Genomic DNA, 25824 nt, shown 5'->3' with positions numbered 1-25824 from the left:
CATGCCCGCGTCCCGCTACACCGTCAGTGACGTCATGACGCACACCGCCGTCGCCATCGGCCGCGAGGCCTCCTACAAGGAGATCGTCGAGCTGATGCACCAGCGGAAGGTCAGCGCGGTCCCCGTCCTGGAAGGCGAGGGCCGGGTCGTCGGCGTCGTCTCCGAGGCGGACCTGCTGCCGAAGGAGGAGTTCCGGCGTACGGACCCCGCGCTGCCCGAGCAGTTGGAGGATGCGTCGAAGGCCGGCGCGGTGCTGGCCGAGGAGCTGATGTCGAGCCCGGCGATCACCGTGCACCCCGACGCGCCCGTCGCCGAAGCTGCGGGGATCATGGCGCGCAAGCACGTCAAACGCCTGCCCGTGGTGAACGCGCTCGGGATGCTGGAGGGTGTGGTCACCCGCAGCGACCTCCTGAAGGTGTTCCTGAGGCCTGACGAGGAGCTCGAGGAGGAGATCCGCCAGACGGTGCTCGCCGAACTGGCGCCCCGTAAGACCTTGGAATTCGTCGTACACGACGGCGTCGTTACTCTTCGCGGCTCGCTGCGGTATCGGGCCTTGGTCCCCCTGCTCGCACGGGCAATCAGCGCGGTCGAGGGCGTCGTGGACGTCCGGACGGAGCTGGAAAGCAGCATCGCCTAGCGGGCCTTCTCGTCGGCCACGGGTGCGTTGTGCATCTTCCTGAGACAATGCGGAGGGAAACGCACCTCACGGACCTAGCCAGGGGCGATCATGTCCGAGGATCCGAACACGTCCGCCGGGGCGCCGATCAAGGTGTTCCTCCTCGATGACCACGAGGTGGTCCGGCGCGGGCTGCACGACCTTCTGGACGCAGAGCCGGACATCACGGTCGTGGGTGAAGCCGGCACGGCCGAGCAGGCGCTCGCCCGCGGGCCGGCGCTCCGTCCGGACGTCGCCGTACTCGATGTGCGGCTACCCGACAGCGACGGCATCACCGTCTGCCGCGAGCTGCGCTCGCGCATGCCGGGGCTGGCCTGTCTGATGCTGACCTCGTTCGACGACGAGGACGCCTTGCTGGACGCGATCATGGCGGGGGCCGCAGGGTACGTGCTGAAGCAGATCAAAGGCGCTGACCTGGTCTCGGCCGTACGTACGGTCGCCACCGGCCAGTCCATGCTGGACCCTGCGACCACCGCCCGTCTGATGCGCTCCCTGCGCGACCCGGAGGCGGCGAAGGCGCCGGAGGACGCCCGCCTGGCGGCTCTGTCCGAACGGGAGCGGGCCGTCTTGGAGCTGATAGGAGAGGGTCTCACCAACCGGCAGATCGCCAAGCGGCTCTACCTGTCCGAGAAGACGGTCAAGAACCACATCTCGCGGTTGCTGGGCAAGCTCGGAGTGGAGCGGCGGGTCCAGGCGGCCGTGATCGCCGCCCAGGTCCACGAGCACGACGCCGCGACGGCGAAGCCGTAGGTACGTCTGACAGCGGTCACCGCGTCGGAGGGACCAGGGGTACCTGCCACTCCAGGCGAGTGCCCCGCTCCCCGTCGCCCAGCGCCGCAATCTCCATCCGGCCGCTGAGCCTTTCGGCACGCTCCGCCAGGTTCCGCAGTCCGCTGCGCCGACCGCCGACGGGCAAACCCACCCCGTTGTCAGTCACCGTGATCGTCAGCTTCCGGTCGGCCGCGGCGATCGAGACCTCCACCCGAGTGGCCCCGGCATGGCGCGCGACGTTGCTGAGAGCTTCCCCCACCACGGCGAGGACCTCGTCCGCGACGGCCGACGGCACGTCGGTGTCGATCAGTCCTTCCATCCGCAGGGCAGGGGCGAAGCCGAGGGCTGTAGCCGCCTCGTCCAGGGCCTTGACGGCGCGGGAGCGCAGCTTGGACGCTTCGCCGGGGGCTTCGTGCTTGCGGAGTCCGAAGATGGTCGATCGGATGATCTTGATGGTCGCGTCGAGGTCGTCCACGGCGCGCGCGAGGCGTTCGGACGCCTGAGGGTGGTCGACGAAGCGCTGGGCGCTCTGGAGGGTCATGCCGGTGGCGAAGAGGCGTTGGATGGCTAGGTCGTGCAGGTCACGGGCGATGCGATCGTGGTCCTCCAGCAGGCTCATCTGCTCGGCGTCGTGGCGCCGGTCTGCAAGCTCCAGGGCGAGGGCGGCCTGGCTCGCAAACCCCGGAAGTGCGGCGACTTCCGTGGTGGCGAAAACGGGGCGACCGTGTCGCCGGGCCAGCATCAGGACGCCGCTCAAGCTTTCCTTGGTGCCGACGGTGACGGCGACCGCCGGGCCGAAGCCCGTCCACCGCTCGGGGTGCACGGTGACGCGCTCGTCGGTCGCCACGTCGGGGACTGTGATGAGGCCGTTGCGGGCCAGTGCGGCCTCGGCGAGAGTGCCCTGGGTGCTGGGCAGGATAATCCCGCGGTGCGCCTCCGCTCCTTCCCCTAGGGCGAGGGAGCCTCGCAGTTCACCGGCGGAGCCGAGCAGGTAGAAGACGCCGATGTCGGCGCGGGTGATGTCCTTGGCCCGCTCCAGCATGCCTTCGAGGACTTCGTTCTCGGGCGCTCCGGAGAGCAGGGCGCTGGTGATGTCGGCGCTGGCCTCCAGCCAGCGCTCGCGCAGCCGGACCTCCTCGAAGAGCCGGGCGTTCTCGATGGCGATGCCGGCCGCGACGGCTAGGGTCGACAGGACCGCTTCGTCCTCGGCGTCGAAGTCGGCTCCGCCGCGCTTCTCGGTCAGATAGAGGTTGCCGAAGACCTCCTCGCGGACCCGGATCGGCACGCCGAGGAAGGAGTGCATCGGCGGGTGGTGGTCGGGGAACCCGTACGAGGCCGGGTGCTCGGACAGCTCCGACAGCCGCAGTGGTTCGGGGTGGCGGATCAGCTCGCCGAGGATGCCGTGGCCGGAGGGCAGGTCTCCGATCTGTGCGCGGAGGGCGTCGCTGATGCCGACGGGAAGGAACTCGGCCAGTTTCTTGTCGTTCCCGATGACTCCGAGGGCTCCGTATTCGGCGTCCACGAGCACTACGGCGGCCTCGACGATGCCTTGCAGGACCTGCGGCAGGTCGAGTTCCCGGCCCACGGACATGACGGCCTCGAGCAGACCGTTCAGCCGGTCCCGCGTGCCTCTGACCTCGTCGATCCGTACCTGGAGCTCATCCAGCAGTTCGTCGAGCCGCAGTCGAGGAACACCGCTCCGGGTGGGCTGTTCCCCTGTGCTCATGCCCGCCTCCGGCCGGAAGTGATGGCGAGACGGCCATCACTTCCACGGTATCTCCGGTCGGGGCGCCCGGCCTTTCCACTCAACGGGAGGCCACTGCCCCGTCCGGCTTCTCCTCGTGTCGCGGCGTACCGGTTTCGTCGTGCAGGTGGCGGACGTGGGCATCCGGGCCGGGGAAGAACACGGTGGTACGGCCGGTGTCGGACCAGCGCACGTGTACGGAGGGGTGCCGTCCTCATGGCGCAGGGCGATGACTTCTCCGTCTCGGCCCGGCGTTCCGACCGTGGGGCCGCCCACGACGATCTGGTCGCCCACCTCGGCGTGCACCCCATGCCTGTGGGCAAGCGGATTCGCGTTCATGATCATGCCCTTCTGTGGAATGCGCCTCGCAGGAGCCGGGCGGCGACGAATGCCGCGAGGGCTGCCGCGGTGGCGAGCCCTGTGCCGGTCCAGCCCACCGGCTGGGTGTCCAGCAGCGACTGCAGAGCGGGAATGTGCAGGGCAGCCATCGCAAGGAGGGCGGAGCCCACCACGGAGGCGGGGAGGAAGAGGTTCTGCGTGGTGAGCAGCCGGGCCCGCAGGCCCAGGGCCACGCCCAGCTGGGTTCCGAGCAGAGACAGGAAGAGCACGCTCTGCCAGGGCAGGCCCATGGTGCGCGCGGCGATGCCGGCGATCAGGCTGAACGCTGTGACAGCCGCAGCGAGGACGAGGAGGCGTTGCCACACACCTGCGGCCAGGATGTGCTGTCCGGGCGGCCGGGGCGGGCGCCGCATGGCCTGCGGTACGGCCGGTTCGGCGCCCATCGCCACCCCGGTGAGGCCGTGGGTGAGGAGGTTGATCCACAGGATCTGGCCCGCTCGAAGAGGCAGGGCCAGGCCGAGTCGTGCCGCGCCGCCCAGGACGGGGACGGGGAAGCCGCTGAGCAGATCGCCGGTGACGGCCACCTCAGGGTGGCGGGCACGTACCCAATTGCACGCTTGTTCGAGTCTGTCGGATGCGGCCTGCCGCAGGCCCGTCTGGCCGGGGGTGTCGTCGACGTGATGGGTGTCGTGCTGGGGCGGTACGGCGAGCATCAGGCGCAGCGGGAGCCGGCGCCGTTGTGCCTCGTCGGCGGCCCAGGCCAGGGAAAGGCGCCAGTCCCTGTCCGGGTCGATGCCCACGACGATGTCACGGCTTCCTGCCGGGTGGATGGTCATGACCGGCTCCCGAAGTCGCTGCCGGTCCGGGGGATGAGAAGGACGGGGCAGTGGGCGTGGTGGAGCAGGCTGTGCGTGGCCTTGCCCAGGTCGGGGGCGAGTCCGAGGGGCCCTGGGACCCGGCGGCCGCCCATGACGAGCAGGTCTGCGTGCCGGGACGCCTCGACCAGGACACCGGCCACGGAGATGCTCTTCTCCGCGTCGGCCTGCACCTCCAGGTCGGGGAACTCACGGCGGACCACGTCCGTGACCCGCAGGGTCTCTGCGTGGCCGCTGGAGATTCGGCTTCCCGGGCGGCGTACCGGGCGATGAGGAGGTCGTGCTCATCGCGGATCGCCGCGAGGACCGTGCCGGTCTCCTCGGCCCCGTCGATGCCCCGGACGACGATGACGGGCGTCATGGCGATGGCCGCGGTGCCCAGCCCGACCGAGCCGAGCATGAGGGAGTTGAAACCGCCCAGGCCGCGGTTGCCCACCACGACCGTGCCGTGGAGCCCGCCGGCCCGGTGAAGGCTGTCGACGGCGCTTGCGCGGCTGAACTCGGTGGTCACGTTCAACCCGGGGTACTCGGCCGACACGGCCTTCGCCGTGTCGTCAAGGATGGCCCGGCCGTTGACACGGATCTGTTCGATGGTCTCCGCCGACACGTACAAGGCCCTGCCGTCGGTGTCGGAGCCGTAGGCGATGTGGAGCGGACGGTCACGGCGTGCGACCTCCTTGGCCGCCCACAGGGCAGCGACGACCGCCGACTGGGAGCCGTCCACGCCGACGGTGACCGAGCTGGTGTCCGGGGTGCGGAATGCGCTTTCCGCGATTCCTCCCAACCGAGAAGCCGATGAGGGACACCACCCACGGTGGAACCGTCGCCACTTCGGCAAGAGGGCCGCCCGGGACCGCCGACGGGACCAAAGGTCCCCATCGTCGTCGACCGGACACCTCGGGCCCTTGCGGACCCCCGAACGGGACCGTTTGGCCCTCGATCGACGGCCGCCGTCGACGGATGGTGGGGGCACACCCCACACCGGACACCAGCCTCGCGTGAGACGGCGGAGCAGGAGGGCCTCATGAAGCACCTCAAGGTGGCGGATCTGATGACCGACGAGGTTGTGTCCGTGGCCCCCGGCACCGGCTTCAAGGACGTCGCGAAGCTCCTCGCCCAGTACGACATCTCCGGGGTCCCTGCCCTGGACGGCGAGGACCGCGTGGTGGGCGTCGTCTCGCAGACGGACCTGCTGGCCCACACGGTGCCCGGCTCCCATCCCTCTGAGCAGAGCCCCCCAGCGCCTGGGCCGCCCACCGCGGGCGAGGTCATGTCCGCGCCAGCGGTCACCGTCCACGCCGAAGAGACAGTGGCTGACGCCGCCCGGCTGATGACCCGCCGGAGTATCGAACGCCTCCCCGTCGTGGACGTGCAGGACCGTCTCGTCGGCATCGTCACCCTCCGGGACCTGCTCCGCCTGCTCCTGCGCCCGGACTCCGAGATACGCCGACGCGGCACCGACGAGGTCCTCACGGGGGTGCTCGGTGTGCCGGCCGGTGACGTCGACGCCCATGTGGTGGACGGCATCGTCACTCTGGAGGGCCATGTCGAGCGCCGGAGCCAGCTCCCTGCGCTTCTTGGCCTCGTCGAACGGCTCGACGGGGTTGTCGCCGTGGCATCGCACGTCATCGCCCGCACCGACGACACGGCATCCACTCACGCGGACCATGCCCGGCACGCAATGCCGTGGTGATGAGCGCCGGACCGTACGAAGGGAATCGAAGCCATGAAGAACCACGTGACTGTCGGAGTCGACGGCTCCCCGGAGAGCCGGGCAGCAGCACGCTGGGCCGCGCAGGAGGCCGTCCTGCGGCAGATGCCGCTACGGCTCGTGCACGCCGTTGACTGGCCACTGGACCCGGTGTTCCCCGGCCTGGGCCGCCAGGACGTGGACCGCTGGGCGGACCAGGCCTTGACCGAGGCCGCGCAGGAGCTGCACGGGTGCCACCCGCACCTGGAGATCACGACCCGCTGCCTGACATCGCGGCCGGCCGCCGCCCTCGCGGCCGAGGCCGCCGACGCCGGGCTGCTGGTGCTGGGATCGCGCGGTCTGGGCGGCCTGGTCGGTTTCATCGTCGGCTCGGTGGCAATGTCCACCGCGGTCGCGACCGACACCCCGGTCGTCCTCGTTCGCGTCACCGACGACCCGGACGGCCCGGGCCCCGGCTTCGGCGCTGAGGTCGTCGTGGGGGTCGACATCCACGAAGCGTGCGACCGGGTACTCGCCTTCGCCTTCGAAGAGGCAGCCCGGCGCGACTGTACGTTGCGGGCCGTGCACGGCTGGAAGATGCCGGCCGCCTACAGCTACGTCCCCTTCTTCGACCCGGACAACGAACGGGACATCGGCAGGAGCGTCACACACATGGTGGACGACATGCTGCTGCCCTGGCAGCACAAGTTCCCTGACGTGAACGTCAGCCACAACGTGTTCATGGGATCCGCGGGCGATCATCTCGTCCGGGCCTCACAAGGAGCGGGACTCGTCGTCGTGGGACGCCATGTCCGCCGCTCCGCACTCGGGGCGCACCTGGGATCGGTCGCCCACGCGGTCCTGCACCACGCAGCAGCCCCCGTGGCCGTCATCGCCCACGGCTGAAGGAGCGGTACCGGTGGCCAGACCACCTGAGAGCCCCGGACGGCCCTACCCCCGGACGGTCGCCCCGCACGCCGTCACGAGCACGGCCGTCCATTGAGGAGGAAGACCATGAAGCACCTGCGCACGTCGAGGACGTCATGACACACGCCGTGATCTCGTCGACCGAGGAACCGCATTCAAGGACATTGTGGAAGCGCTGCGCATTTGGAACGTCAGCGCGCTTCCCGTCCTTGCCCAGGACGGACAGGTGGCCGGCGTCGTCTCCGAAGCTGACCTGCTGCTCAAGCCCCAAGGCTCCGACACGGCCCACGACACCAGCGCCGAGCAGCTGATGACCCGCCCGGCCGTGACCGTCACGAAGGACGCCACCATCCCCACCGCAGCGCGTCTGATGGCCCGCGGGCACCTCAATCGCCCTCCCGTGGTCGACGGCGACGGCTGCCTCGTCAGCCGCGGACGTGGCTGTGCATGCCGGCCCACCGGTGCCACAGGACGTGCTGAGGTCCGGACTGTGAGCCCGATCCGTACCCGGGAGGTGGTTGTGGTGCAGGAGAGCCAGGCGGTGCCCTCCGCCTCCACTCCGGCCCGGTGCTCGACGAGATGCCTCCCGGCCAAGGCGCGGTAGCGGTCGCCACCCGCGTTGGTGACGTCGCCGTCGAGTACGGACCCGATCTCGATCCTGCCGCTCCAGCCGTACGCTCGGAACACCGTGTTCTGCGCGGCCAGGTTCGGGTCGCCCATGTGGACGAGGCGGGTATGCGTGACGCACAGGCGGCGGCCTTCGGCGTCGTGGAAGAGCCTGCGGCGGGTGAGCGTTCCGGCGCGCAGGTCCAGCGACACGTGGCTGTGACGCAGGGTCGGGTGGTCGGGCGTGAGCCAGTCACCGGGCAGTGCGCCCTCGGGCAGGCAGCGATACCGCAGGGCGGTCCAGTCCGGCAGCCGGACCATGTCCTCGTTGGAGACCGTGCGGCCGCCGACGGTGGAGGCGAGCCGGTTGTAGCAGCCGGCCAGGTAGGTGCCCGGGCAGTGGATGTCATCGGCGACGGTTTCGGGCGCTGAACCGCGTGTGGCGAAGGGGCCGTTGCCCAGGGTGCACAGGGACTCGACCAGCCGCTCGGTCTTGGGGTCGTAGCGTTGGTACTCCCAGCTCCAGGCCTTGGTCACGGGCGGCCGCCTTCGAGTGCGGCGGGCAGTCCGCCGAGGTCGGGTAGGACGAGGTGGGCGCCGTGTGCGCGCAGGGCATCCCTCATGTGCGGGTCGTCCTCGCGGTTGAGTCCCACCACCAGGCGGAAACGGCCTCGGTGTCCCGCTTCGACGCCGGCGAGGACGTCCTCCACCACGGCGGTGTGAGCGGGGGGCGCGCCGAGACGGCCGGCGGCTTCAAGGAGGAGGGCAGGGTCGGGCTTGCCCGGAAGAGCAAGTGCGGCAGCGTCCTGGCCGTCCACCAAGGCGCCGAAGTAGCCGATGAGCCCTGCGGACTCCAAGAGGGAGCGGGCGCGCCGGGAAGCTGAGACGGCTGCGCACCGGATCGTCTTCTCCCCCAGTCCCTCCCGGACACGATGGCCCACCAGCAGGGTGGATGCGAAGGGTTGGAGGCACTCCATGAGCACCATGCACACCATCCTCGAAGTGATGGCACCGGAAGCCCGCGAAACCCTGCTCGCCCACTCCCACCAGGTGGCCTTCCCGGCCGGCACCTGCATCGTCAACGAACGCCGACGGGCCGAGAAGTTCTGGATCATCCAGTGCGGCACCGTGGACCTCGACACCCACGTCCCCGGTCAGAAGAACGTGGTCGTCGACACCCTCGGCTACGGCGAGCTCCTCGGGTGGTCCGGGATGCACCGAAGACTCGGCCGTCGGCCGCTCCGTCGCCGTGGGCTCGGTCATCGCCGACCGGCTCGACTCCGCCCGCACCCAGCTCCTCGACCTGTTCGCCCCCTCAGGGAAGCGGCACCCCGCTCGCCTACGCACGCTGAGGACCCCGTCATGCCTCCCCCCGTACACCGTCGCCGACGTCATGACCACCAAGGTCATCGCCGTCGCCCCCTCGACCGGCTTCAAGGACATCGCCACCGCGAGGGAGTGGTGGCAGGTGACCGCCCTACCCGTCATCGAAGGCGACGGGCACGTAGTCGGCGTGGTCCCCGAAGCCGACCTCCTGCCCAAGGAGGAGTTTCACGAGCACCGCCCGGGCCTGATCGAGCAGATGCGCCGCCTCGGCGACACCGCCAAGGCCGGCTCCACCCTCGCCGAGAACATGATGACCACCCCGGCCGTCACGATCCGCTCCGACGCCACACTCCCTCAGGCCGCCCACCTCATGGCCGACCGCCACATCAAGCGCCTCCCGGTCGTCGACGCCGACGGCACCCTCCAGGGCATCGTCAGCCGCGCCGACCTCCTCAAGGTCTTCCTCCGCACCGACGAGGAACTCGCCACCGAGATCCGCCGCACCGTCGTCGAACGCCTCTTCCCCTTCTCCCACGAAGCCGTCAAGGTCACGGTGACCCAAGGGATCGCCACCCTGACCGGACAGGTCCGTGACGGCGACCTGATCCCCCTGGCCGAACGCCTCGCCCACTCCGTCGAGGGCATCGTCGACGTCCACGGCCACTCAAGCGCCAGACTGGCGCCACCAGTTCCTGAACCTCCACAGGACGGGGTACCGCAACTGGCAGAACGCCGTCGCTGCGATTCCGTGGGGGATTCTGGAAGGCGCCATCCAAACTGAGGGGCCCCGTGCCGCTGGAGACGCTGGCGCTGCCGGGGTCGTGATCGCCGTGGTGGGCGCACCGCTACCCACTGGGTGGGGCGCAGGAGGGGGCGGCAGCCTTGGAGTCCGTGCCACTGGGCGACGTCCGCTCTGTTCGTCCGGTGATTCGTTTCGCCTTTCAGGTCTGCTTCGTGCAGCCTGCTCTGCCGACTGGCAGTCCGCTTGTCCAAGATTTGCCCACGGTCGGGCCAAGCTGTGATGGCACGGGCCCAGCCGCTCCAGGGCGCGTCTAGCTTGGTACGGCATGACTGCCGATGCTGAGCTTCATGGGTTGGTGGGGCGGCGGCGGTTCGTTCGGACCGCGCTGACGGGAACGGTGGCCGTGGGTGCCGGACTGGTCTCCGGTTCGCCGGCGATGTCGACCGCCGCCACCGGGTTGAAAGGCCTGCGGTACCCCACCCCTGAGTCCGCATTGGGGGAACTCGCCGCAGGGAACCGGCGCTGGCGGACGTTCCATGATCGACATCCGGACCGGACGTGGGCCGTGCGGCACGCGCTGGCCGCGGGGCAGCATCCCTTCGCCGTGATCCTGGGCTGCGTCGATTCCCGCGTGCCTCCGGAACTGGTCTTCGATCAGGGCCTGGGCGACCTGCTGACCTTGCGCTCGGCCGGCGAGGTCCTGGACGAAGCGGTCCTCGGGAGCATCGCGTACGGGGTGTTGGAGTTGGCCATCCCGCTGGTCGTGGTCCTGGGGCACCAGTCGTGCGGGCCGTCACTGCTGCTGTCCAGGCGGCCGAGAGTGGGGAACGGCTGCCCGGGCACATTCAGTACCTGGCTGATCAGGTCCGTCCCGCTACCGACCGCACGCTGACGGGGGCCGCCCGTGTCGATGCGGCGATCACTGAGAACGTGCGGCTGGTTCGGTCGCGTCTGGCCGTCGAGCCCGCCCTGTCTCCGAGGATCGAGGGGAAGGGGCTGGCGGTGGTCGGAGCCCGGTATGAACTCACCAGCCAGCGGGTGCACCGCATCCACTGACCTCCGCCCGCGACGCGGTTTGCGTCGCACTCGCAGCAGCTAGACTTGCAGAGTTATGCAATTTACTAGTTCCAATTGGTTGGACGGGGGTTGCGGTGTGGCTGGGTTCGCGGAAGCGGCGCTGGAGCGGGTCCGGGTGGCGCGAGCTCGTCTCGCGGCTGCGCGGGAGGCCGATGATGCCTTCGAAGAGGCGCAGGCCTCGGACGAGCTGGAGGACGCGCTGCGCGTGGCCCACGATCACGGCGTGGCCACTGGCGACGAGAGCACCCGGTGAGCCCGGGGGCGGCGCCGAGTCGGCCGGTCGCACGGTGATGGTCCGCCGTGCGAGCGGGCAGGCTCCGGCAGCGCCGACGCGCAGGCATGCGTGGACGGTGCCGCTGGTGCCGGGCTCGGTGCGGTCTGCGCGCGAGCGCACCGAGCGGTCGCTCGTGCTGTTCGGCCTGGAGAGCGGCTCTTCGCTGTTCGGGGCGGTGCTGCTGGTGGTCAGCGAGCTCGTCGCCAACGCCGTACGGCATGCCCGGCAGACACCGGACGCCGAGGTCACCCTGCAGATGACCGAGCACCTGCTGGTGGTCGGCGTGGGCGACTTGGATCCGCGCCCCATGACCCTGGCAGACGCCGAGCGTACGTCGGGGCAGGGGTTGCGCACCGTGGCCGAACTGGCCCGTACGTACGGCGGCGACGTCCGCGTGGAGCCCGCGGGCGAGCGCGGCAAGGCCATCGTGGTCCGCTTCATCCTGCCGGAAGGATCCCCGTGATCAGCAGTCACAGACCAGACGCCCAGCTGTATCGGATCACCTATCCCGGCAGCGTCGGCAATGCCGATGCGCGTACCCTCGAGGCGGGTGAGGTCGCGGGCATCGTCGAGGAGGCCGGGCAGCACGGCAGGCAGGTCCTCGTGCGCCCGTACGCGCACCCGCAGGGTGCCCTGGACACCGGGGAACGGAGAGGACTCGTGATCGACGGCAAACCCGAGGAGAGCGCGGCGGCGAAGCACGAAAGGTGGCTGGCGAAGGGTGTCGCCCTGCGTGCCTTCTTCTATATCGCCGGCACGCACCTGTTCGCCGGGTTCGTGTGGCTGCTGTTCTACCTGGGCCAGCACGCACAGAAGTAGGAAGCGGCCGTCTCCCGGTGTCAGAAGCGCGATGAACCCCGCGCTACGGGAGACGGCCGCCGTTCATGGCCCCGTGCTATCGGGGGCTGTTGGCGCGAAGGTCGGCGAGCAGTTCGGCCTGGCCTTGAAGGACACCGGAGAGGATGCTGCGGGCGACTCGCAGCAGCTCCGCGACCTCGTCGCTGGTGAGCCGGTAGTACACGTTCGCGCCTTCGCGGCGGGTGACCACCAGGTTGGCCTTGCGTAGGACGGCGAGCTGTTGGGACAGGCTCGCGGCTTCGACACCGACCTCGGGCAGCAGCTCGGCAACCGCGTGCTCACGCACGCTGAGCAGCTCCAGGACGCGGATGCGGACCGGGTGACCCAGTGTTTTGAAGAACTCCGCCTTGAGCTGGTACAGCGGTGCGCTCACTTGGGTACCCCTGCCTCGACTGCCCATCGCATCCACCCAGAACCGTTTCGCCGTAGGGGGCGTCCTTTCGCCCCTACACACCTTGTGACCTCCACAATTGCAGATCAGCGCAACTCCTGGGACAGGGCGTCCTGTCTTTGTGACGTTCGGCCCAGCACGGAGGGCTTTCGCCATCAGCCCTCCGTGGCAAACGCGGTCCTCATGGAGCGGGCCTGCTCGGCCGGCCATTCGTCGCTGCTCCATTGGCGCTGCTCGTCGCCCACCGCGTGGTGGGCGGCCAGCGCGGCGGGCAGGTCGCAGTGGACGGGGATGGGCGGGCAGGAGCCGTCTGGGACGAGGGAGCCGTCGGCGGGGATCGATGCGAGTTCCAGGGGCCGCCCCTCCTCGGCGAGCCGGTGGGCCGCCTGGGCGACGGCGATTTGTCCGCCCACCGACCAGCCCAGCAGTCCGCTCAGGTCGAGGATGACCGGTCCGGTGCCGCGGGCCAGGACCCACCCGATCGCGCCGGTGAAGCGCGCGATCGCATCTGAGCCGAGGTGTCCGGCCAGGGACAGGACCCCCAGGCCGGGATGGGTGGTGTAGCGCCACTCGATCGTCATCGTCATTTCCTCAGGTCTCACAGGGGAAGGGTGATCCAGATGCTCTTGCCGCGCCCGTCCGCATCCGGCCGGACCACTGCGGTCCCGCCAAGCTCCATAGTCATCTCGACGACGGTGGCCAGCCCGCTGCCCGGAGCCGTGGCCAGCGCCCCGAAGAGGGCTGGCTGGTACGGGTGACGGTCGTGGACGGCGAATGCGAACGCACCCGCCCCGTGTGCGAAGGTGACGGTGATCGTCGGCGACAGTACGGCGGCGTGGCGGACGCTGTTGGTGACCAGCTCGGCCAGGATCAGCAGCCCCGGCCCGACGCTCGGATGCCGTAGGCCCACACGGCACTCGACCAGCACCAGTTCGGCCGTCTCACGGGCGATACGTACGGCCGAACCCATGGTGGGCACGCTCAGCACGTGCCGGTAGGGCATCGTCTGGACCTCGACGCTCACCGCCCGGCCCCCTGAACGGGGCGGGCGAGACGGAACCCCGAAACCTGCTGCGGGTGGATGCGCAGCAGCGTGTCGTGCGGGCCGTGGGCCCAGCCGGGCAGCGTCCGCCGGTAGTGCGCGGCCTCGTCCGGGTCCGTGATGATGTCGGCGGGGCCGTGGGCCGTCACCGTCCATCCGGTGCCGGTCGGGGTGCGGATCTCGTCCGCGTGATAGGTCAGCACCGCCCTGCCGGGGATCGCCGCGGCCTGCACGGGCGTGCGGACGATCAGGCGCCCGTACTCCAGGACGTGGGTGGCCGGGCGGACGAGAGCGTGCTCGCGCTGGACGTAGACCAGGCGTCCCTGGGCAGAGCCTTCGAGGAGCCACAGGGCCTCGGTGCCGGAGACATCGATCATGAGGCGTTCGCCGGGGACGGTCATCGTGCGGCCTTCCGGATACGGTGCGGATGGTGCTTGAGAGGCAGCAGCCCTGCCTGTTCCAGATGTTTGCGGGCTCCGGCGATCGCCTCGGGCGTGGTGGCGTACTCCCGGCCCTCGTGCCGCAGCAGGTCGAGTGCACCGACGGCCTCCAGTGCCTGGCGCTGACCGGGCCGGATGCCGGACGTCATGACGGCGATGCCACGCCGGTTCAGCTTCTGGACCGCGTCCTTCAGGACCAGTGCGCCGGTGGCGTCCATCGTGGTGACGCGGGACATGCGCAGGATCACCACCTTCACGTCGGAGACCTCCGACAGCTCCAGCAGGAAGCGGTGCGCGCCGGCGAAGAAGACGGGCCCGTCGATGCGGTAGGCGACGATGTGCTCGGCCAGCAGCGCGTGCTCCTCGTCGCTGTGTTCGCCAGGCAGGTCCGGGCGGAAATCCACCTGGTCCATCCGCGCCTGGCTCGCGACCGCCTTCAGGGCGAGCGCCCCGGCCACGACGAGGCCGATGATCACCGCGTAGACGAGATCGAGGACCAAGGTGGCGGCCGCCGTCAGTACCAGCACGACGGCGTCCGAGCGGGTCGCCTTCGCCATCGCCCGGAGCGAGCCGACCTCGACCATCCGGATCGCGGTCGCCAGCAGCACCCCCGCCAGGGCGGCGAGCGGGATCTTCGAGACCAGGGGGGCGGCGGCGAACACGATCACCGCGAGCACGGCGGCATGCGTCAGGGCGGCGAGCCGGGAGGAGGCGCCGGTGCGGACGTTGACCGCCGTACGGGCTATCGCCGCGGTGGCCGGTACGCCGCCGAACAGCGGGGCCGCCAGGTTGGCGATGCCCTGGCCGAACAGTTCCTTGTCCGGGTCGTGCTGCTGCCCCACCGTCATCCCGTCCGCGACCGTCGCCGACAGCAGCGACTCCAGTGCGGCCAGCGCGGCCACCGCGATGGCGGGGGCGAGGAGGGCACCCAGCGCGGAGAGGTCGAGGAAGGCCAGGGAGGGCGCGGGCAGCCCGGAGGGCAGATCGCCGATGGGGGCCGCGGCGTCCAGGTGGAAGACCTGTGCGATCACGGTCGCGGCGGCGACCGCGACAATGGAGAACGGGACGGTGGGGCGCCAGCGGGCGCCGAGCAGCATCACGGCCGCGACGCCGAGCGAGAGCGCGATGGCCGTCCAGTTCGGGGCGTGCGCGAACTCGACGACGGCCCGCCAGCCAACGGCGAGGACCTTCTCACCGTCCGGCTTGGGCACCCCGAGCGCGCCCGGTATCTGCTGAAGTCCGATCACGCACGCGATGCCGAGGGTGAAGCCCTCGACGACCGGCGCCGGCACGTAGCGCATGTACTGCCCGGCCTTCATCAGCGCCAAGGCGACGAGGAGGACACCGGCCATCAGCCCGACGGTCAGCACCCCGCCGGGCCCGTACTGGGCGACGATCGGCACCAGAACCACCGTCATCGCACCCGTGGGCCCCGACACCTGAAGATTGGACCCGCCGAACAGCGCGGCGAGCGCGCCCGCGACCACGGCGGTGGCGAGCCCGGCCTCGGCGCCGAGCCCGGAGGAGACACCGAAGCCGAGCGCGAGCGGCAGAGCGACGATCGCCACGGTGAGACCGGCCAGGAGATCCCCGCGGGGGTTTCGGCGCATCACCGCGAAGTCGGTCCGGGCCGGCATCAAGGAGCGAACCCGGTCGAGTCCGGTGGTCAGCACGGTATTCATGGTGCGGGGACCTCGGATTCGCGCAGCTCCTCCAGGAGCTCACTCTGTCCGGTCAGCACCTCGGTCAGGATCCGCCGGGCCGCCCGCATCAGCTGCGCGACGTCCCCGCCCGCCAGCTCGTAGACCACCGTCGAGCCGTCACGGACCGAGGTCACGATTCCCGAGCGGCGCAGCACCGCAAGCTGCTGGGACAACGCCGAGGGCTCGACCTCGATCGCGGCCAGGATGTCCCGTACCGGCATCGACCCGTCCTGCAACAGCTCCAGGACCCTTATCCGTACGGGGTGCCCGAGCATGCGGAAGAAGTCAGCCTTGGCCTGATACAGGGGAACAGGCATGGTCTCGCATCCTTCTCATCGCCCCGGGCGCCGGGGAAGTGGCTGGTTGCTGTGCCCGCGGCTACCCATGGGCGCGGCCAGTCCAGCATCTACGAAATTGCATAATTTTGCAATTCGTGGATTCTGCGACCGTTCCCCTCTCGAAGGCTGTAACGTCACGGCATGGGCCCCGCCGCATCCCCCGTCGGCGGGGCCCTTCCGGCGGGTCTCGTGCGGGCGTCGGTCACCCTGGAGCAGCTCCAGGACGTGGGTGCGCAATGTGTGCCCGGGCGTACCGGGGGGACGCGGTCGTTGCCTGATGTGGTGGAACGGGCGCCCGTGCCCTCGACCTCCCGCGCTCGTGTGTGCGCTGCGCCGCTACGAACGGACGCGCGCCCTGGAGGCATAAGGAATTGCAGAAGTTTGCAATTCGGATATCCTCGTCTCGCCATGGCGCGGGTGCCTCAAGCCCCGTATGTACGTACCGAGCTAGGACAGAACAGATGACGGCGAGCCTGCCCCCGTGCCCGAAGTGCTCCGGCGAGTACACCTACGAGATGAACGCGCTGATGTTCTGCCCGGAGTGCGCCCACGAGTGGGTTCCCAAGGTGACCGGGACTGGTGACGAGAGTGCCTCGAGCGAGCGGGTGATCAAGGATGCCGTCGGGAACGTGCTGAGCGACGGTGACGCGGTCACCGTCGTCAAGGCTCTCAAGGTCAAGGGGAGCCCCTCGGGGATCAAGGCGGGCACCAAGGTGCGCAACATCCGCCTGGTCGACGGGGTCGACGGCCACGACATCGACTGCAAGATCGAGGGGTTCGGTGCCATGCAGCTCAAGTCGAGCGTGGTCAAGAAGGCTTGACCTGGCTCTCGGTTGAGGAGAAGGGGCTGCTCAACGTTTCGGGTGCACTCCCGTAGGCAGGCGCTCTCGGCGGCCAGCGGCTTCTGTCGCGCTCCTCCAACAGTCTCGGCAGCCTGGCCCGCGGTGTGGTGCTACCTCCGTATTGGGTCGGCGGGGAGGTTGGCAGGCGCTCCACCTTCCGCCTCATCGATCACGAAGCGACCCGCACGGCCTTCAAGGTCTCCGGACTGGGTCAGTCGTCGTGCCGCCGTCCGGTTGGGCCGGTACAGAGTTCCAGTCCGCCTTGTGCAACGCTTGCGACAACATGCGGATCCGTGTCCTGGCACGGCTGTGGTTCAGGCCCGGCGTGCGGCCCGGGCCGCGCTGCGCAGTAACCGGGTACGTCCTACTGTGGGAAATGTGACCGGCCGCGAGCCCTGCACGCAGCCGCAGCCCCTGGTGCGGCTCACCATGGTGCTCGTCCTTGCCGTCATCGTCGGGCTGCTCGGCATGCACGCCTTGGGCGCCGCCGCCCCGCCGTCGGCAGGCGCCGCCGAGCACAGTTCCCACCACGTGGCGGCAGCCCCCGCCGCCCCCGGCTTGCCGTACCGATGCCCCGACGACGATCGCGACACGGGCCGTCATGTCATCCACACGGACCAGATGTGCGCGTCGGCTGCCGTGCCGGGTTCCCCCGGTATCGCCGCAGCAGACACCGATCCGGTCACCACCGCGGCGCATGGTGTTGATGCCCCGGTCCCGTGCCCGATCCCGCTGGCCTACGAGCCGGCTGGGGGGCGAGCACCGCCCTCATTTGCCGGACTGCAGCTCCTGCGGATGTAGAGCCCGTCTGCGGCCCGCCCCCACGGTGCCACACACCGCGCTTCCCGTTCGCATCCGATCACTGGAGCTCAGCGAAATGAACACGAACCACTCCCTGCCACGTCGCGCGGCCCTGGCGGCCACCACGGCCGCTGCCTGCCTGGTCCTGGCCGCCTTCGGCGGCAGCGACAGCGACAGCACGAACAGGGCCGGCACGACTGGCGCGGCGGCTGCCACTGAGGCCGACCGGCACCACCAGGCGGACGTCACCTTCGCGCAAGAAATGATCCCCCACCACCGGCAGGCCATCGTCATGTCCGACATGGTCGAATCTCACGGCGCCTCCAGCGAGGTAAAGGCGCTCGCGGAAAAGATCAAGAAGGCGCAGAAGCCCGAGATCGACACCATGACCGGCTGGCTCAAGGCATGGGGCGAGAAGGTCCCCACCGGCTTCGGCATGGGGCACGGCGACGACAATTTCGGCATGCCCGGGATGATGGGTGGCCAGGACATAAACCGGCTCGGGAATGCCGAGGGCAATGCCTTCGACACCATGTTCCTGACCATGATGATCGAGCACCACGAGGGCGCGATCGACATGGCCAAGACGGAGAAGCAACTGGGCGCCTACGGTCCCGCGAAGGCCCTCGCCGACAGCATCATCATCTCTCAGACCGCCGAGATCGCCCTGATGCGGACGATGCTTGCCGGCTGAACGCCAACCGGGGGCGGCGCCCTGGCTTCCTCCTTCTGGGCAAGCCGCACCGGCCGGCACGGACCCGTGGGCGTACGGACTCTACGGCCCGGTAGGGGGACCCTGAAGACATGCGGATCCACCTCCTCGTTGTGCCCGACTGCCCGCACCACAAGCCCGCAGCCGAGCGGCTGCGCGGGTACTCGAGGACATCGGGAGCAGCACCACGATCGCCACAAGGGTCACCACCGACCAGGCGAGGCGGAACGGATCGACTTCCTCGGCTCCCCGGCCATCCTCATCGACGGCCGCGATCCCTTCCCCGAACCGGGACGCCCCGCCGGGCTGGCCTGCCGGATGTACCAGATCCCGGACGGCCCGGCCGGCTTCCCCAGCCGTGACCAGCTGCACCGGACCCTGACCGACATTCCTCCAGGCTGACCTGCGAATTGCCCCCGCCCGGGTGCAGAGGAGCTGAGAAACACATGCAGGGGCGGGTCACCGCAAGCACCAGGGCCAGGTTGGCGAACACCCTGGCCGGCATCGGACCGGAGACGCCTACCCCTACGGCGAATGGGTCGATCCCGTGCGTGGCTCCGGCGGACTGGCGATCCCGTGCGGAAAGGTGAGTGGCCGACGCAGGAAGGCGAAGCCGGATGGCCCGGCTGTTCAACGTGGCGGGTGTGGCGCTGGTGCTGTTCGTCCTGAGGGACGAGTTCCACACGCTATGGCATCCCACGCTCCACGGTGGCTGGGGTCGACTGGTCATGACTGCTCTGTGGCGGCTGTCCTCCTCGTTGACGCCACGGCGTCGGGCCTCCGGCCTGGCCGGCCCGGTGGCCATGGTGGCCGTGGTCACGGTATGGGCCCTGACCGTGGTCGTGGGCTGGGCGCTGATCTACTGGCCGCACATGCCGGACGCGTTCACCTACACCGCCGGACTTCGACCCGCCGACCAGGCCTCATTCGTCGACGCTGTACATCTCCCTGGTCAACGTCTCCACCCTCGGCCTCGGCGACATCGCACCCACCGAGGGATGGCTCCGGATCCTCGCCCCGCTGGAGGCGCTCGTCGGCTTCGTCCTCGACCTCCACCGGTGTGTGGCTGCTCGGACCACTGGACCCCGCATAGCAAGCAAACTTGTCGCCCAGACGGACCGGTTTGAATTTGGACGGCTGTTCATGTCCGCTCGAACAGGCCGTTCGGGTCACTACCGCCAGCCCGGCGGCCGGCTACTCCTGCGGACTCGACGCGGCTCCCTAGTCCAAACCGATTCCCCGACCTGGTCGCAGTCGCCGGGCAGCTACCGGGGGCGATCTGATCCACGGCCGCTGTATGGGCGCGCCGAATTCCGTCCCCTTGGGAGGTAGAGGCAGCCGAGGGCCCCTTCGCGGGTGTGGCTGCCGCTACCGGCGCCCGACGGCAGCCCTGGCTTCGACCGCGTACCGCACTTGGCCTCTGACTGCTTCGACCGTGCGAATCGTTCCTGCGGTGAATGTCTGCGGCCGTGTGGGTGAGTGCAGCCCGCTATGTCGCCGGTGGAGGTGAGCAGGCGGTAGAAGACGGGGGTCGTTCCGTCGTCCTGAGGGGTGTTCGTGATGAGCCGAGGCTTGATCGTCGTGGATGTGCAGAAGGACTTCTGCGAAGGAGGCAGTGTTCCCGTCGCGGGAGGCGCGCAGATCGCCACCTCGATCGCCGAGCTGGTGGAGCGGAGCGCGGGCGGTGACTACCAGTACGTCGTGGCCACCCGCGACCACCACATCGACCCGGGCAGCCACTTCTCCTCGAGCCCAGACTTCAAGGACAGCTTCCCCGTCCACTGCGTCGCCGGAGACGAAGGCGGCGAGTTCCACCCGAACTTCGCCCCCGCCGCCGCCGGCGGCAAGGTCCACGCCGTCTTCTTCAAGGGCGCCCACAGCGCGTCCAAGAGCGGCTTCGAAGGCGCGGACGCCGAAGGCACCTCCCTCGCGGACTGGCTGCGCGCACGCGGGGTGCGCAACGTCGACGTGGTGGGCATCGCAACCGACCACTGCGTGCGTGCCACCGCCCTGGACGCTGCAGCGGCCGGATTCGGAACCCGGGTACGCCTGGACTACACCGTCGGTGTCGCCGCCGACACCATTGCCTCCACTTTGAACGACTTCCACCAGGCAGGCATCGAGGTGTCCGGCAAGGCACCGGCGCCGAGGTAGCCCAGCAGGCAGGACAACGCCCTCGCCCTGTGGCGGTCCACGCTCGCGGAGCCGGTTCTGCGAGAGCTCGTTGGGCTGGCGGGTCGCCCCCGGGGTGCCTCGATCCTTCGGGGCGGGGCGGGGCGGGGCGGGGCGGGGCGGCCGGGCTGGCGTCTTCCATGATCGGCCCGCGCCGTGCCTGGTAGTGAGCCGCCTTCAGGGCGCGCCGTAGCTCAGCAGTAGGTCTGGTGGCACAGCGAGGCGATGGCGGGACTGGTGACGCCGTGCGGCGCTGCACAGCTCCCGTACGTCCCCAGCACCCGCACCGGGTGCGGGAGGGACCGGTCGGTGCGGTGGCGGGGCCTTCGGTTTCGCTGCGGGAGCGTGGCCCGCTTCGGATGGTGGCCCCCGGCGAGCCCATGGCTTTCCTGCCCCGGCCGTTCGACGGGGCGCGCCCAGTGCGCCGGGCCTCGCTGGTGTTCCGTCCGCTACGCGGGGCGGTGGGGGCCGGGCCGGTGGTCCTGCTCGGAGGCCGGGCCGGCCGGGTGGCAGGCAGCTGGGCAAGGGGGAGAGCGGTCAGAGATGCCGATGCGGCCGCCATCACTTCCACGTTGAGCACTCCGTGAGCGCACGGTCCAGACCGGTCACACCGTCGTGGTCGAGGTTCTCGTCGACGGCAAGGAGACCGGGCACGGCACGGCCCACGACGACCACCCCGTCACCGTGTACGTGGAGCTGCCCGCGGATCCGCCGACCCAGGTGGCCGTACGCGCCATTCCGGGACCCGGCATGCCGCGATGCATCCTGGAGGCCCCCGGGGCGGAAGACCAGGTCATGTCGCCGCGCTCGTACTGACAATTGCAGCCGGCTGGCCCAGGCCGCGAGCGGCGGCATGGGCCAGCGCATTTCAGGAGCGGGATTCCCTCCAGACCGAGACGACGGACGGGCGCGGGATGCTGCCCGGCCGTCGGGCTAGTGGGAGGCGGGGTTCCCGGTGGTAGAGCCGTCGGCCTCGCCCGGGTGCTGGGCGGCGATGAGGATGCGGTCCTCGGTGATGATCGGGCCGCAGGTCTCCGCCGCCTTCGGGATGGTGAGGAACTGCCTGACGTGGCCGCGCTCGGGGCCCTTGACCGAGACGGCGAAGAGGCCGTCGTTGGAGCCGAGGGCGCTGCCATCGGTGGCGAACCAAAGGTTGCCGTGCTCGTCGAAGGCAATGTTGTCCGGGCAGGAGATCCGGCTGACCTGCGACTTGTCGTAGCCCGCGAAGTAGGTGGACGGGTCGGCGGGGTCGCCGCAGACCAGCATCAGGCGCCACTGGAAGGTGTGGGCGGCGGCGTCGGAGCGGTGCTCGTCGAGCTCCAGGATGTGGCCGTGCTTGTTGCCCTTGCGGGGGTTCGCCTCGTCGACGCCGGGCTTGCCGGTGGCGCCGCGGTCCTTGTTGTTGGTCAGCGCGACGTACAGACGGCCGGTCTGGGGGTGGGGCTCGACGTCCTCGGGGCGGTCCATCTTGGTGGCGCCCGCCTTGTCGGCGATCAGGCGCGTGAAGACGTACACCTCGGCGGCGGTCATGCCCTCGATGTGGGAGACGTTGCCGGTGCCGTCGATGTCGGCGGCCGGGCTGTCGCCGGCGAAGCGGGCGACGCGGCGGCGCGCCGTGCGCGGCGGCGGAGGTGGTAGAGGGCCGTTCCGGCGGCGCCGGCCGTGGCGAGGAGGGCGGCTGGCCAGGCGTAGGTGGTGCGGGTGGGGGTGGTGTTCGAAGGGGGCGCGGCCAGAGGTGCGGGGCCGGCGGGTGAGGGCTTCGGAGGTGGCGGAGGCTGGAGCGTGCCGACAGGGTCGATGTGTCCTGCGGCGGCGAAGCCCCAGTCGAGCAGGGTGCGTGCCTCCTCGTAGACGGCGAATCCGCCTCCGTGCTGGGGGTTCATGACGGTGACCAGCAGGGTGCGGCCGTCGCGGCGGGCGGCCGAGACGAGGGTGTGGCCGGCCTGCGAGGTGTAGCCGTTCTTGATGCCGATGATGCCCGGGTAGCGTCCGACGCCGTCCTCGCCCGTGAGCAGGCGGTTGGTGTTCTCGATGCCGTAGGTCCAGGTGGGGCTGCCGTCGCTGTGGGTGTCGCCGGGGAACCGGGCGTCGGCCAGGGCCGCGTAGCGGGCGAAGGCGGGGTCCGCCAGTCCGGTGCGGCCGAAGACGGCCAGGTCGTAGGCGGAGGAGACCTGACCGTCGGCGTCGTATCCGTCCGGGGAGACGACGTGGGTGTCCTTGGCGCCCAGGGAGCGGGCCTTGGCCTGCATCCGGGCCGCGGTCTTGTCCCAGCCGCCGTTCATGTCGGCCAGGACGTGGACGGCGTCGTTGCCGGAGCTGAGGAAGACGCCCTTCCAGAGGTCGGCGATCTTGTAGGAGTGGCCGGCGTCGAGGCCGACCAGGCTGCTGCCCTCGCCCACGTCCTCGAGTTCGGCTTCGGTGACCGTGTGGGTGCCGGCGGGCAGCTGGGGCAGGACGGTGAGGGCGAAGAGGGTCTTGATGGTGCTGGCGGGCGGCAGGGGCCGGTGGGCGTTGTGCGCGGCGAGTACGTCGCCGGTGCGGACGTCTGCCACGAGCCAGGACAGGGCGGAGACATCGTCCGGCAGGGTGGGGGCTCCCTGCCTCACCCGCACGTGGGTTCCGGGGCGGTGCAGCAGCGACGCATCGACGGCCGACGCGGGCCGAGGCGGCAGGGGGTCGGCTCGTGGAGCTCCCGTGGCGGGCGGTGCGAGGAGGACCACCGCACCGACCGCGAGGGCTGCCGTAGCGGAGAGGGGCCCGCAGGCAGTAGATCTGATGCTCATTCAGGCAGCGTAGGAACGGATGCGGCCGCCCGCAGTGCGCTGTGCGCCGACCGGCCGTATCCGTATCCGGATCACGCGTCGATGATCACCGGGATGATGAGGGGCTTGCGCCGGTGGGTGCGGAACGCCCAGTTGGCCACGGCGCGGGCGATGAGCTGTTCGAGCTGCACGGCGTCGCCGACGCCTTCCGCGGCAGCGGTGGCGAGGGCCTTTTCGATCACCGGGATGACGGGGGCGAACGTGGTGTCGTCGTGTTCGAATCCGCGGGCCAGGAAGTCGGGGGCCTCGGCCAGCGCGCCCGTGTTGGCGTCGACGATAGCCACGACGGTGACGACGCCCTCTTGGGCGAGGGTGACGCGGTCCTTGAGGGATGCTTCGGTGGCGCCGCCGACCGTCATGCCGTCCACGTACACGTTTCCGGCCGGGACCTTGCCGGTAATGGAGGCGCGTCCGTCGACGAGGTCGACGACGACGCCGTCCTCGGCGATGACGACCCGGTCGGGGTCGACTCCCGTGGCGATGGCCAGGTCGGCATTGGCGCGCAGGTGCTTCCACTCGCCGTGCACGGGCATCACGTTGCGGGGCTTGACGATGTTGTAGCAGTACACGAGTTCACCGGCGCTGGCGTGGCCGGATACGTGCACCTTTGCGTTGCCCTTGTGGACGACTTTCGCGCCCCAGCGGGTCAGCCCGTTGATGATCCGGTAGATGGCGCTCTCGTTGCCGGGGATGAGGGAGCTGGCGAGCAGGACTGTGTCGCCCTGGCCGATACGGATCTGGTGGTCGCGGTTGGCCATGCGCGCCAGGGCGGCCATGGGCTCGCCCTGGGAGCCGGTGCAGACCAAGGTGATCTTGTTGTCCGGGAGCTGCTCCAGTTCCTTCAGGTTGACGATCAGGCCAGCGGGGACGTTGAGGTAGCCGAGTTCGCGGGCGATGCCCATGTTGCGGACCATGGACCGGCCGACGAAGGCGACCTTGCGTCCGTGCTGGTGGGCGGCGTCCAGCACCTGCTGGATGCGGTGCACGTGGCTGGCGAAGCTGGAGACGATGACCCGGCGCGGGGCGGTGCGCATGACCTGTTCGATCGCCGGGTTCAGCTCGCGCTCGGAGGTGGTGAAGCCGGGGACCTCGGCGTTGGTGGAGTCGGTGAGGAACAGGTCGACCCCCTCCTCGCCGAGGCGGGCGAAGGCGCGCAGGTCGGTGATGCGGTCGTCCAGCGGGAACTGGTCCATCTTGAAGTCACCCGTGTGGAGCACCATCCCGGCGCCGGTGCGGATGGCGACCGCTAGGCCGTCCGGAATGGAGTGGTTGACCGCCACGAACTCGCAGTCAAAGGGGCCGAACTTCCTGCGGTCACCCTCCCGGACCCGTGTCGTGGAGGGCCTGATGCCGTGTTCCTTGAGCTTCGCCTCAAGGAAGGCCAGCGTCAGCTTCGAGCCGACGACGGGGATGTCACGTCGTTCGCGCAGCAGGTACGGCACGCCCCCGATGTGGTCTTCGTGGCCGTGTGTCAGCACCACGGCCACGATGTCGTCCAGCCGGTCCCGGATGGAGGTGAAGTCGGGAAGGATGACATCGACCCCGGGCTGGTGCTCCTCGGGAAACAGCACGCCGCAGTCCACGATGAGCAGCTTGCCGGCGTGCTCGAAGACGGTCATGTTGCGGCCGATTTCGCCCAGGCCGCCCAGGGCGGTGACCCTCAGCCCTCCTGCGGGCAGCGGCGGGGCGGCTTTCAATTCGGGATGCGGGTGACTCATACCTTGACATTACTGGAGGGTCTGCCGAGGTGATCCTTAGCCCGTCCACCGATTGGCCGACCGCACCTCCGACGCCTCTGCCCCGGCCAGGGATGGACTCCTACGCAGTCCCCCCACCCTCGGGCGACGTGGCTGAAGTTTCGAGGGAGAGCAGACGGCCGCCGCGCCCGCTCTTCGGATCGGCCGCGCACCCTACAGGTCCCTCTATGGGACAACATCCATGCTGGCGAGATTCGTCTGCCACGCCACGCCCGCGCGCACAGGAAGGCCGGCACGTGCACCACGTGTCGGCCTACTTCGCGCTTTGCCAGACTCAGTTGACGGACACCACCACGGCCGTCACACATCCCGCGACGACCGCGCCGGAGACGAGCATGGTCATCAGCAGCCCACGCGTCCCCTTCGGGAGGCGCTCCGGGAGTGTGACTTCCTGAGGGCGCTTGGGGTCGTAGATCACATCAAGACGCCCCCCGACCGCGACGGGCGGAAACACGAATGGTCCGACGGTGTACTGCCGCGCCGGGCCGCCCACCGGGGTGTACTCCAGCAGGAGCACGGAACCCTGCGCGACCTGACCGACGTTCACACACACCGCGGACGTCCGCACCCCGCGCTTCAGCAGCGGGCTGGAGTGAAAGTAGAAACCCGCCGAGAACGCGAACACCAAGAACCCGACGATCAAAATCATGATGGTTCCGCCCACCGAAGCCCCCCGACTGCCGAAAGCCCGGATTATCGCCAACCCGTGCGCGGAGACACAAGAGCCGCCGCCCTGACGCGGGACCACAAGGAATGCGCGGGCATCGCCCAATCGCTCTCCCCAGGCGAGAAGTACCTTCTCGGCACCAACCTGTCGGCCGCTCGAGCACCGAGAGGCGAAGGTGCCGCAAGATCCGCTCCTCGGCCGCCGTGTGGTCAGGTGCGGAGGTCGCGTAGTC

The 25824-nt window shown here is 69.8% G+C and carries 28 protein-coding genes and 5 pseudogenes; 16 read left to right on the top strand and 17 right to left on the bottom strand.

Annotated elements, in window-relative coordinates; genetic code table 11:
- Position 1: 1 nt before the first annotated feature.
- Positions 2 to 637, top strand: a complete 636-nt coding sequence (locus AC6CKD_RS32580) for a CBS domain-containing protein (RefSeq protein WP_498332413.1) — start codon at positions 2 to 4, stop codon at positions 635 to 637.
- Positions 638 to 727: 90 nt separating this feature from the next.
- On the top strand, positions 728 to 1426 hold the full coding sequence (locus AC6CKD_RS32575) for a response regulator (RefSeq protein WP_498332412.1): 699 nt from the start codon (positions 728 to 730) through the stop codon (positions 1424 to 1426).
- A 16-nt stretch (positions 1427 to 1442) separates the two neighbouring features.
- Here the strand turns inward: AC6CKD_RS32575 and AC6CKD_RS32570 are convergent, their stop codons facing one another.
- The 5 genes and pseudogenes from AC6CKD_RS32570 to AC6CKD_RS32550 form a co-directional block, all read right to left on the bottom strand.
- Positions 1443 to 3173 (bottom strand): sensor histidine kinase, encoded by a 1731-nt coding sequence (locus AC6CKD_RS32570; protein ID WP_498332411.1) that lies wholly within the window; start codon positions 3171 to 3173, stop codon positions 1443 to 1445.
- Positions 3174 to 3252: 79 nt separating this feature from the next.
- Positions 3253 to 3530, bottom strand: a pseudogene (locus tag AC6CKD_RS32565) (DUF1918 domain-containing protein).
- 2 nt (positions 3531 to 3532) lie between these two features.
- The gene (locus tag AC6CKD_RS32560) at positions 3533 to 4366 is read right to left on the bottom strand and encodes a cation transporting ATPase C-terminal domain-containing protein (protein ID WP_498332410.1); all 834 of its coding nucleotides are present in this window, start codon (positions 4364 to 4366) and stop codon (positions 3533 to 3535) included.
- Entirely contained in the window at positions 4363 to 4608 is a 246-nt protein-coding gene (locus tag AC6CKD_RS32555; RefSeq protein ID WP_498332409.1) for a universal stress protein, read from the bottom strand. The genes AC6CKD_RS32560 and AC6CKD_RS32555 overlap by 4 nt, the downstream gene beginning before the upstream one ends.
- A 194-nt stretch (positions 4609 to 4802) precedes the next feature.
- Positions 4803 to 5129, bottom strand: a pseudogene (locus AC6CKD_RS32550) (universal stress protein); the annotation flags it as partial.
- A 300-nt stretch (positions 5130 to 5429) separates the two neighbouring features.
- Between AC6CKD_RS32550 and AC6CKD_RS32545 the strand changes: the two are divergent.
- The 3 genes from AC6CKD_RS32545 to AC6CKD_RS32535 all read left to right on the top strand — a co-directional run bounded on the left by AC6CKD_RS32545 (position 5430) and on the right by AC6CKD_RS32535 (position 7626).
- Entirely contained in the window at positions 5430 to 6098 is a 669-nt protein-coding gene (locus AC6CKD_RS32545) for a CBS domain-containing protein (RefSeq protein ID WP_498332408.1), read from the top strand.
- Between the two features lie 33 nt (positions 6099 to 6131).
- Positions 6132 to 7001 carry a universal stress protein gene (locus tag AC6CKD_RS32540; protein WP_498332407.1) on the top strand — a complete coding sequence of 290 codons (870 nt, stop codon included), beginning with the start codon at positions 6132 to 6134 and terminating at the stop codon, positions 6999 to 7001.
- A gap of 187 nt (positions 7002 to 7188) precedes the next feature.
- Positions 7189 to 7626: a CBS domain-containing protein gene (locus AC6CKD_RS32535; RefSeq protein WP_498332471.1), complete on the top strand. Its 438-nt coding sequence runs from the start codon at positions 7189 to 7191 to the stop codon at positions 7624 to 7626.
- Here the strand turns inward: AC6CKD_RS32535 and AC6CKD_RS32530 are convergent.
- Both AC6CKD_RS32530 and AC6CKD_RS32525 read right to left on the bottom strand, forming a co-directional pair.
- Positions 7551 to 8165, bottom strand: a pseudogene (locus AC6CKD_RS32530) (glycoside hydrolase family 65 protein); the annotation flags it as partial. The gene AC6CKD_RS32535 and the pseudogene AC6CKD_RS32530 overlap by 76 nt on opposite strands.
- A complete protein-coding gene (locus tag AC6CKD_RS32525; protein WP_498332406.1) occupies positions 8162 to 8614 on the bottom strand; it encodes an HAD family hydrolase in 453 nt (150 codons plus the stop codon). The pseudogene AC6CKD_RS32530 and the gene AC6CKD_RS32525, both read right to left, overlap by 4 nt.
- A gap of 263 nt (positions 8615 to 8877) precedes the next feature.
- Here AC6CKD_RS32525 and AC6CKD_RS32520 point away from each other — a divergent pair, with 263 nt between their 5' ends.
- The 5 genes and pseudogenes from AC6CKD_RS32520 (at position 8878) to AC6CKD_RS32500 (ending at position 11866) form a co-directional block, all read left to right on the top strand.
- Positions 8878 to 9735 (top strand): CBS domain-containing protein, encoded by an 858-nt coding sequence (locus AC6CKD_RS32520; protein WP_498332405.1) that lies wholly within the window; start codon positions 8878 to 8880, stop codon positions 9733 to 9735.
- A 286-nt stretch (positions 9736 to 10021) separates the two neighbouring features.
- Positions 10022 to 10752 (top strand): annotated as a pseudogene (locus tag AC6CKD_RS32515) (carbonic anhydrase).
- A 97-nt stretch (positions 10753 to 10849) separates the two neighbouring features.
- Positions 10850 to 11026 (top strand): hypothetical protein, encoded by a 177-nt coding sequence (locus AC6CKD_RS32510; RefSeq protein WP_498332404.1) that lies wholly within the window; start codon positions 10850 to 10852, stop codon positions 11024 to 11026.
- Between the two features lie 118 nt (positions 11027 to 11144).
- Entirely contained in the window at positions 11145 to 11510 is a 366-nt protein-coding gene (locus AC6CKD_RS32505) for an ATP-binding protein (RefSeq protein ID WP_498332403.1), read from the top strand.
- Positions 11507 to 11866 carry a DUF6126 family protein gene (locus AC6CKD_RS32500; protein WP_498332402.1) on the top strand — a complete coding sequence of 120 codons (360 nt, stop codon included), beginning with the start codon at positions 11507 to 11509 and terminating at the stop codon, positions 11864 to 11866. The genes AC6CKD_RS32505 and AC6CKD_RS32500 overlap by 4 nt, the downstream gene beginning before the upstream one ends.
- Positions 11867 to 11942: 76 nt before the next feature.
- On the opposite strand, the gene AC6CKD_RS32495 is transcribed toward AC6CKD_RS32500, so the two are convergent.
- The 6 genes from AC6CKD_RS32495 to AC6CKD_RS32470 all read right to left on the bottom strand — a co-directional run bounded on the left by AC6CKD_RS32495 (position 11943) and on the right by AC6CKD_RS32470 (position 15798).
- Positions 11943 to 12278 (bottom strand): ArsR/SmtB family transcription factor, encoded by a 336-nt coding sequence (locus AC6CKD_RS32495; protein ID WP_412078666.1) that lies wholly within the window; start codon positions 12276 to 12278, stop codon positions 11943 to 11945.
- 173 nt (positions 12279 to 12451) lie between these two features.
- On the bottom strand, positions 12452 to 12877 hold the full coding sequence (locus AC6CKD_RS32490; protein WP_498332401.1) for an STAS domain-containing protein: 426 nt from the start codon (positions 12875 to 12877) through the stop codon (positions 12452 to 12454).
- A gap of 17 nt (positions 12878 to 12894) precedes the next feature.
- Positions 12895 to 13320 (bottom strand): ATP-binding protein, encoded by a 426-nt coding sequence (locus tag AC6CKD_RS32485; protein ID WP_498332400.1) that lies wholly within the window; start codon positions 13318 to 13320, stop codon positions 12895 to 12897.
- On the bottom strand, positions 13317 to 13739 hold the full coding sequence (locus AC6CKD_RS32480; protein ID WP_498332399.1) for a pyridoxamine 5'-phosphate oxidase family protein: 423 nt from the start codon (positions 13737 to 13739) through the stop codon (positions 13317 to 13319). Before AC6CKD_RS32480 ends, AC6CKD_RS32485 begins: the two co-directional genes overlap by 4 nt.
- Positions 13736 to 15415: a SulP family inorganic anion transporter gene (locus AC6CKD_RS32475; RefSeq protein WP_498332470.1), complete on the bottom strand. Its 1680-nt coding sequence runs from the start codon at positions 15413 to 15415 to the stop codon at positions 13736 to 13738. Before AC6CKD_RS32475 ends, AC6CKD_RS32480 begins: the two co-directional genes overlap by 4 nt.
- Before the next feature lie 41 nt (positions 15416 to 15456).
- On the bottom strand, positions 15457 to 15798 hold the full coding sequence (locus AC6CKD_RS32470; RefSeq protein ID WP_498332398.1) for an ArsR/SmtB family transcription factor: 342 nt from the start codon (positions 15796 to 15798) through the stop codon (positions 15457 to 15459).
- 482 nt (positions 15799 to 16280) lie between these two features.
- Between AC6CKD_RS32470 and AC6CKD_RS32465 the strand changes: the two genes are divergently transcribed.
- From AC6CKD_RS32465 to AC6CKD_RS32440, 6 genes are all read left to right on the top strand, one after another.
- Complete coding sequence (locus AC6CKD_RS32465; protein ID WP_498332397.1) at positions 16281 to 16640, top strand: zinc ribbon domain-containing protein YjdM; 360 nt, start codon at positions 16281 to 16283, stop codon at positions 16638 to 16640.
- A 399-nt stretch (positions 16641 to 17039) separates the two neighbouring features.
- Entirely contained in the window at positions 17040 to 17462 is a 423-nt protein-coding gene (locus AC6CKD_RS32460; protein ID WP_498332396.1) for a DUF6153 family protein, read from the top strand.
- 76 nt (positions 17463 to 17538) lie between these two features.
- Positions 17539 to 18156, top strand: a complete 618-nt coding sequence (locus tag AC6CKD_RS32455; protein ID WP_498332395.1) for a DUF305 domain-containing protein — start codon at positions 17539 to 17541, stop codon at positions 18154 to 18156.
- Between the two features lie 954 nt (positions 18157 to 19110).
- Positions 19111 to 19506 (top strand): ion channel, encoded by a 396-nt coding sequence (locus AC6CKD_RS32450; protein ID WP_498332469.1) that lies wholly within the window; start codon positions 19111 to 19113, stop codon positions 19504 to 19506.
- Positions 19507 to 19734: 228 nt separating this feature from the next.
- On the top strand, positions 19735 to 20328 hold the full coding sequence (locus tag AC6CKD_RS32445; RefSeq protein ID WP_498332394.1) for an isochorismatase family protein: 594 nt from the start codon (positions 19735 to 19737) through the stop codon (positions 20326 to 20328).
- 633 nt (positions 20329 to 20961) lie between these two features.
- Positions 20962 to 21162, top strand: coding sequence for a hypothetical protein (locus AC6CKD_RS32440; RefSeq protein WP_498332393.1), 201 nt, complete (start codon positions 20962 to 20964; stop codon positions 21160 to 21162).
- Between the two features lie 52 nt (positions 21163 to 21214).
- Here the strand turns inward: AC6CKD_RS32440 and AC6CKD_RS32435 are convergent.
- The 4 genes and pseudogenes from AC6CKD_RS32435 to AC6CKD_RS32420 all read right to left on the bottom strand — a co-directional run.
- A pseudogene (locus tag AC6CKD_RS32435) lies at positions 21215 to 21948 on the bottom strand (PhoX family protein); the annotation flags it as partial.
- Entirely contained in the window at positions 21873 to 23129 is a 1257-nt protein-coding gene (locus AC6CKD_RS32430; RefSeq protein ID WP_498332392.1) for a D-alanyl-D-alanine carboxypeptidase family protein, read from the bottom strand. The gene AC6CKD_RS32430 and the pseudogene AC6CKD_RS32435, both read right to left, overlap by 76 nt.
- 71 nt (positions 23130 to 23200) lie before the next feature.
- Positions 23201 to 24886 (bottom strand): ribonuclease J, encoded by a 1686-nt coding sequence (locus AC6CKD_RS32425; RefSeq protein ID WP_498332391.1) that lies wholly within the window; start codon positions 24884 to 24886, stop codon positions 23201 to 23203.
- 313 nt (positions 24887 to 25199) lie between these two features.
- On the bottom strand, positions 25200 to 25574 hold the full coding sequence (locus AC6CKD_RS32420; RefSeq protein WP_498332390.1) for a hypothetical protein: 375 nt from the start codon (positions 25572 to 25574) through the stop codon (positions 25200 to 25202).
- Positions 25575 to 25824 lie beyond the last annotated feature (250 nt).

Source organism: Streptomyces sp. GQ60 (assembly GCF_059758875.1).
The sequence above is the reverse complement of the archived record's forward strand: the minus strand, read 5'-3'. Positions and strand labels throughout refer to the sequence as shown.

Coding starts and splice junctions, on each gene's coding strand:
- AC6CKD_RS32580 (WP_498332413.1), top strand. CDS start 2: ATGCCCGCGTCCCGCTACACCGTCAGTGACGTCATGACGCACACCGCC.
- AC6CKD_RS32575 (WP_498332412.1), top strand. CDS start 728: ATGTCCGAGGATCCGAACACGTCCGCCGGGGCGCCGATCAAGGTGTTC.
- AC6CKD_RS32570 (WP_498332411.1), bottom strand. CDS start 3,173: ATGAGCACAGGGGAACAGCCCACCCGGAGCGGTGTTCCTCGACTGCGG.
- AC6CKD_RS32560 (WP_498332410.1), bottom strand. CDS start 4,366: ATGACCATCCACCCGGCAGGAAGCCGTGACATCGTCGTGGGCATCGAC.
- AC6CKD_RS32545 (WP_498332408.1), top strand. CDS start 5,430: ATGAAGCACCTCAAGGTGGCGGATCTGATGACCGACGAGGTTGTGTCC.
- AC6CKD_RS32540 (WP_498332407.1), top strand. CDS start 6,132: ATGAAGAACCACGTGACTGTCGGAGTCGACGGCTCCCCGGAGAGCCGG.
- AC6CKD_RS32525 (WP_498332406.1), bottom strand. CDS start 8,614: ATGGTGCTCATGGAGTGCCTCCAACCCTTCGCATCCACCCTGCTGGTG.
- AC6CKD_RS32490 (WP_498332401.1), bottom strand. CDS start 12,877: ATGACGATCGAGTGGCGCTACACCACCCATCCCGGCCTGGGGGTCCTG.
- AC6CKD_RS32480 (WP_498332399.1), bottom strand. CDS start 13,739: ATGACCGTCCCCGGCGAACGCCTCATGATCGATGTCTCCGGCACCGAG.
- AC6CKD_RS32475 (WP_498332470.1), bottom strand. CDS start 15,415: ATGCCGGCCCGGACCGACTTCGCGGTGATGCGCCGAAACCCCCGCGGG.
- AC6CKD_RS32470 (WP_498332398.1), bottom strand. CDS start 15,798: ATGCCTGTTCCCCTGTATCAGGCCAAGGCTGACTTCTTCCGCATGCTC.
- AC6CKD_RS32465 (WP_498332397.1), top strand. CDS start 16,281: ATGACGGCGAGCCTGCCCCCGTGCCCGAAGTGCTCCGGCGAGTACACC.
- AC6CKD_RS32455 (WP_498332395.1), top strand. CDS start 17,539: ATGAACACGAACCACTCCCTGCCACGTCGCGCGGCCCTGGCGGCCACC.
- AC6CKD_RS32445 (WP_498332394.1), top strand. CDS start 19,735: ATGAGCCGAGGCTTGATCGTCGTGGATGTGCAGAAGGACTTCTGCGAA.
- AC6CKD_RS32430 (WP_498332392.1), bottom strand. CDS start 23,129: ATGAGCATCAGATCTACTGCCTGCGGGCCCCTCTCCGCTACGGCAGCC.
- AC6CKD_RS32425 (WP_498332391.1), bottom strand. CDS start 24,886: ATGAGTCACCCGCATCCCGAATTGAAAGCCGCCCCGCCGCTGCCCGCA.
- AC6CKD_RS32420 (WP_498332390.1), bottom strand. CDS start 25,574: ATGATTTTGATCGTCGGGTTCTTGGTGTTCGCGTTCTCGGCGGGTTTC.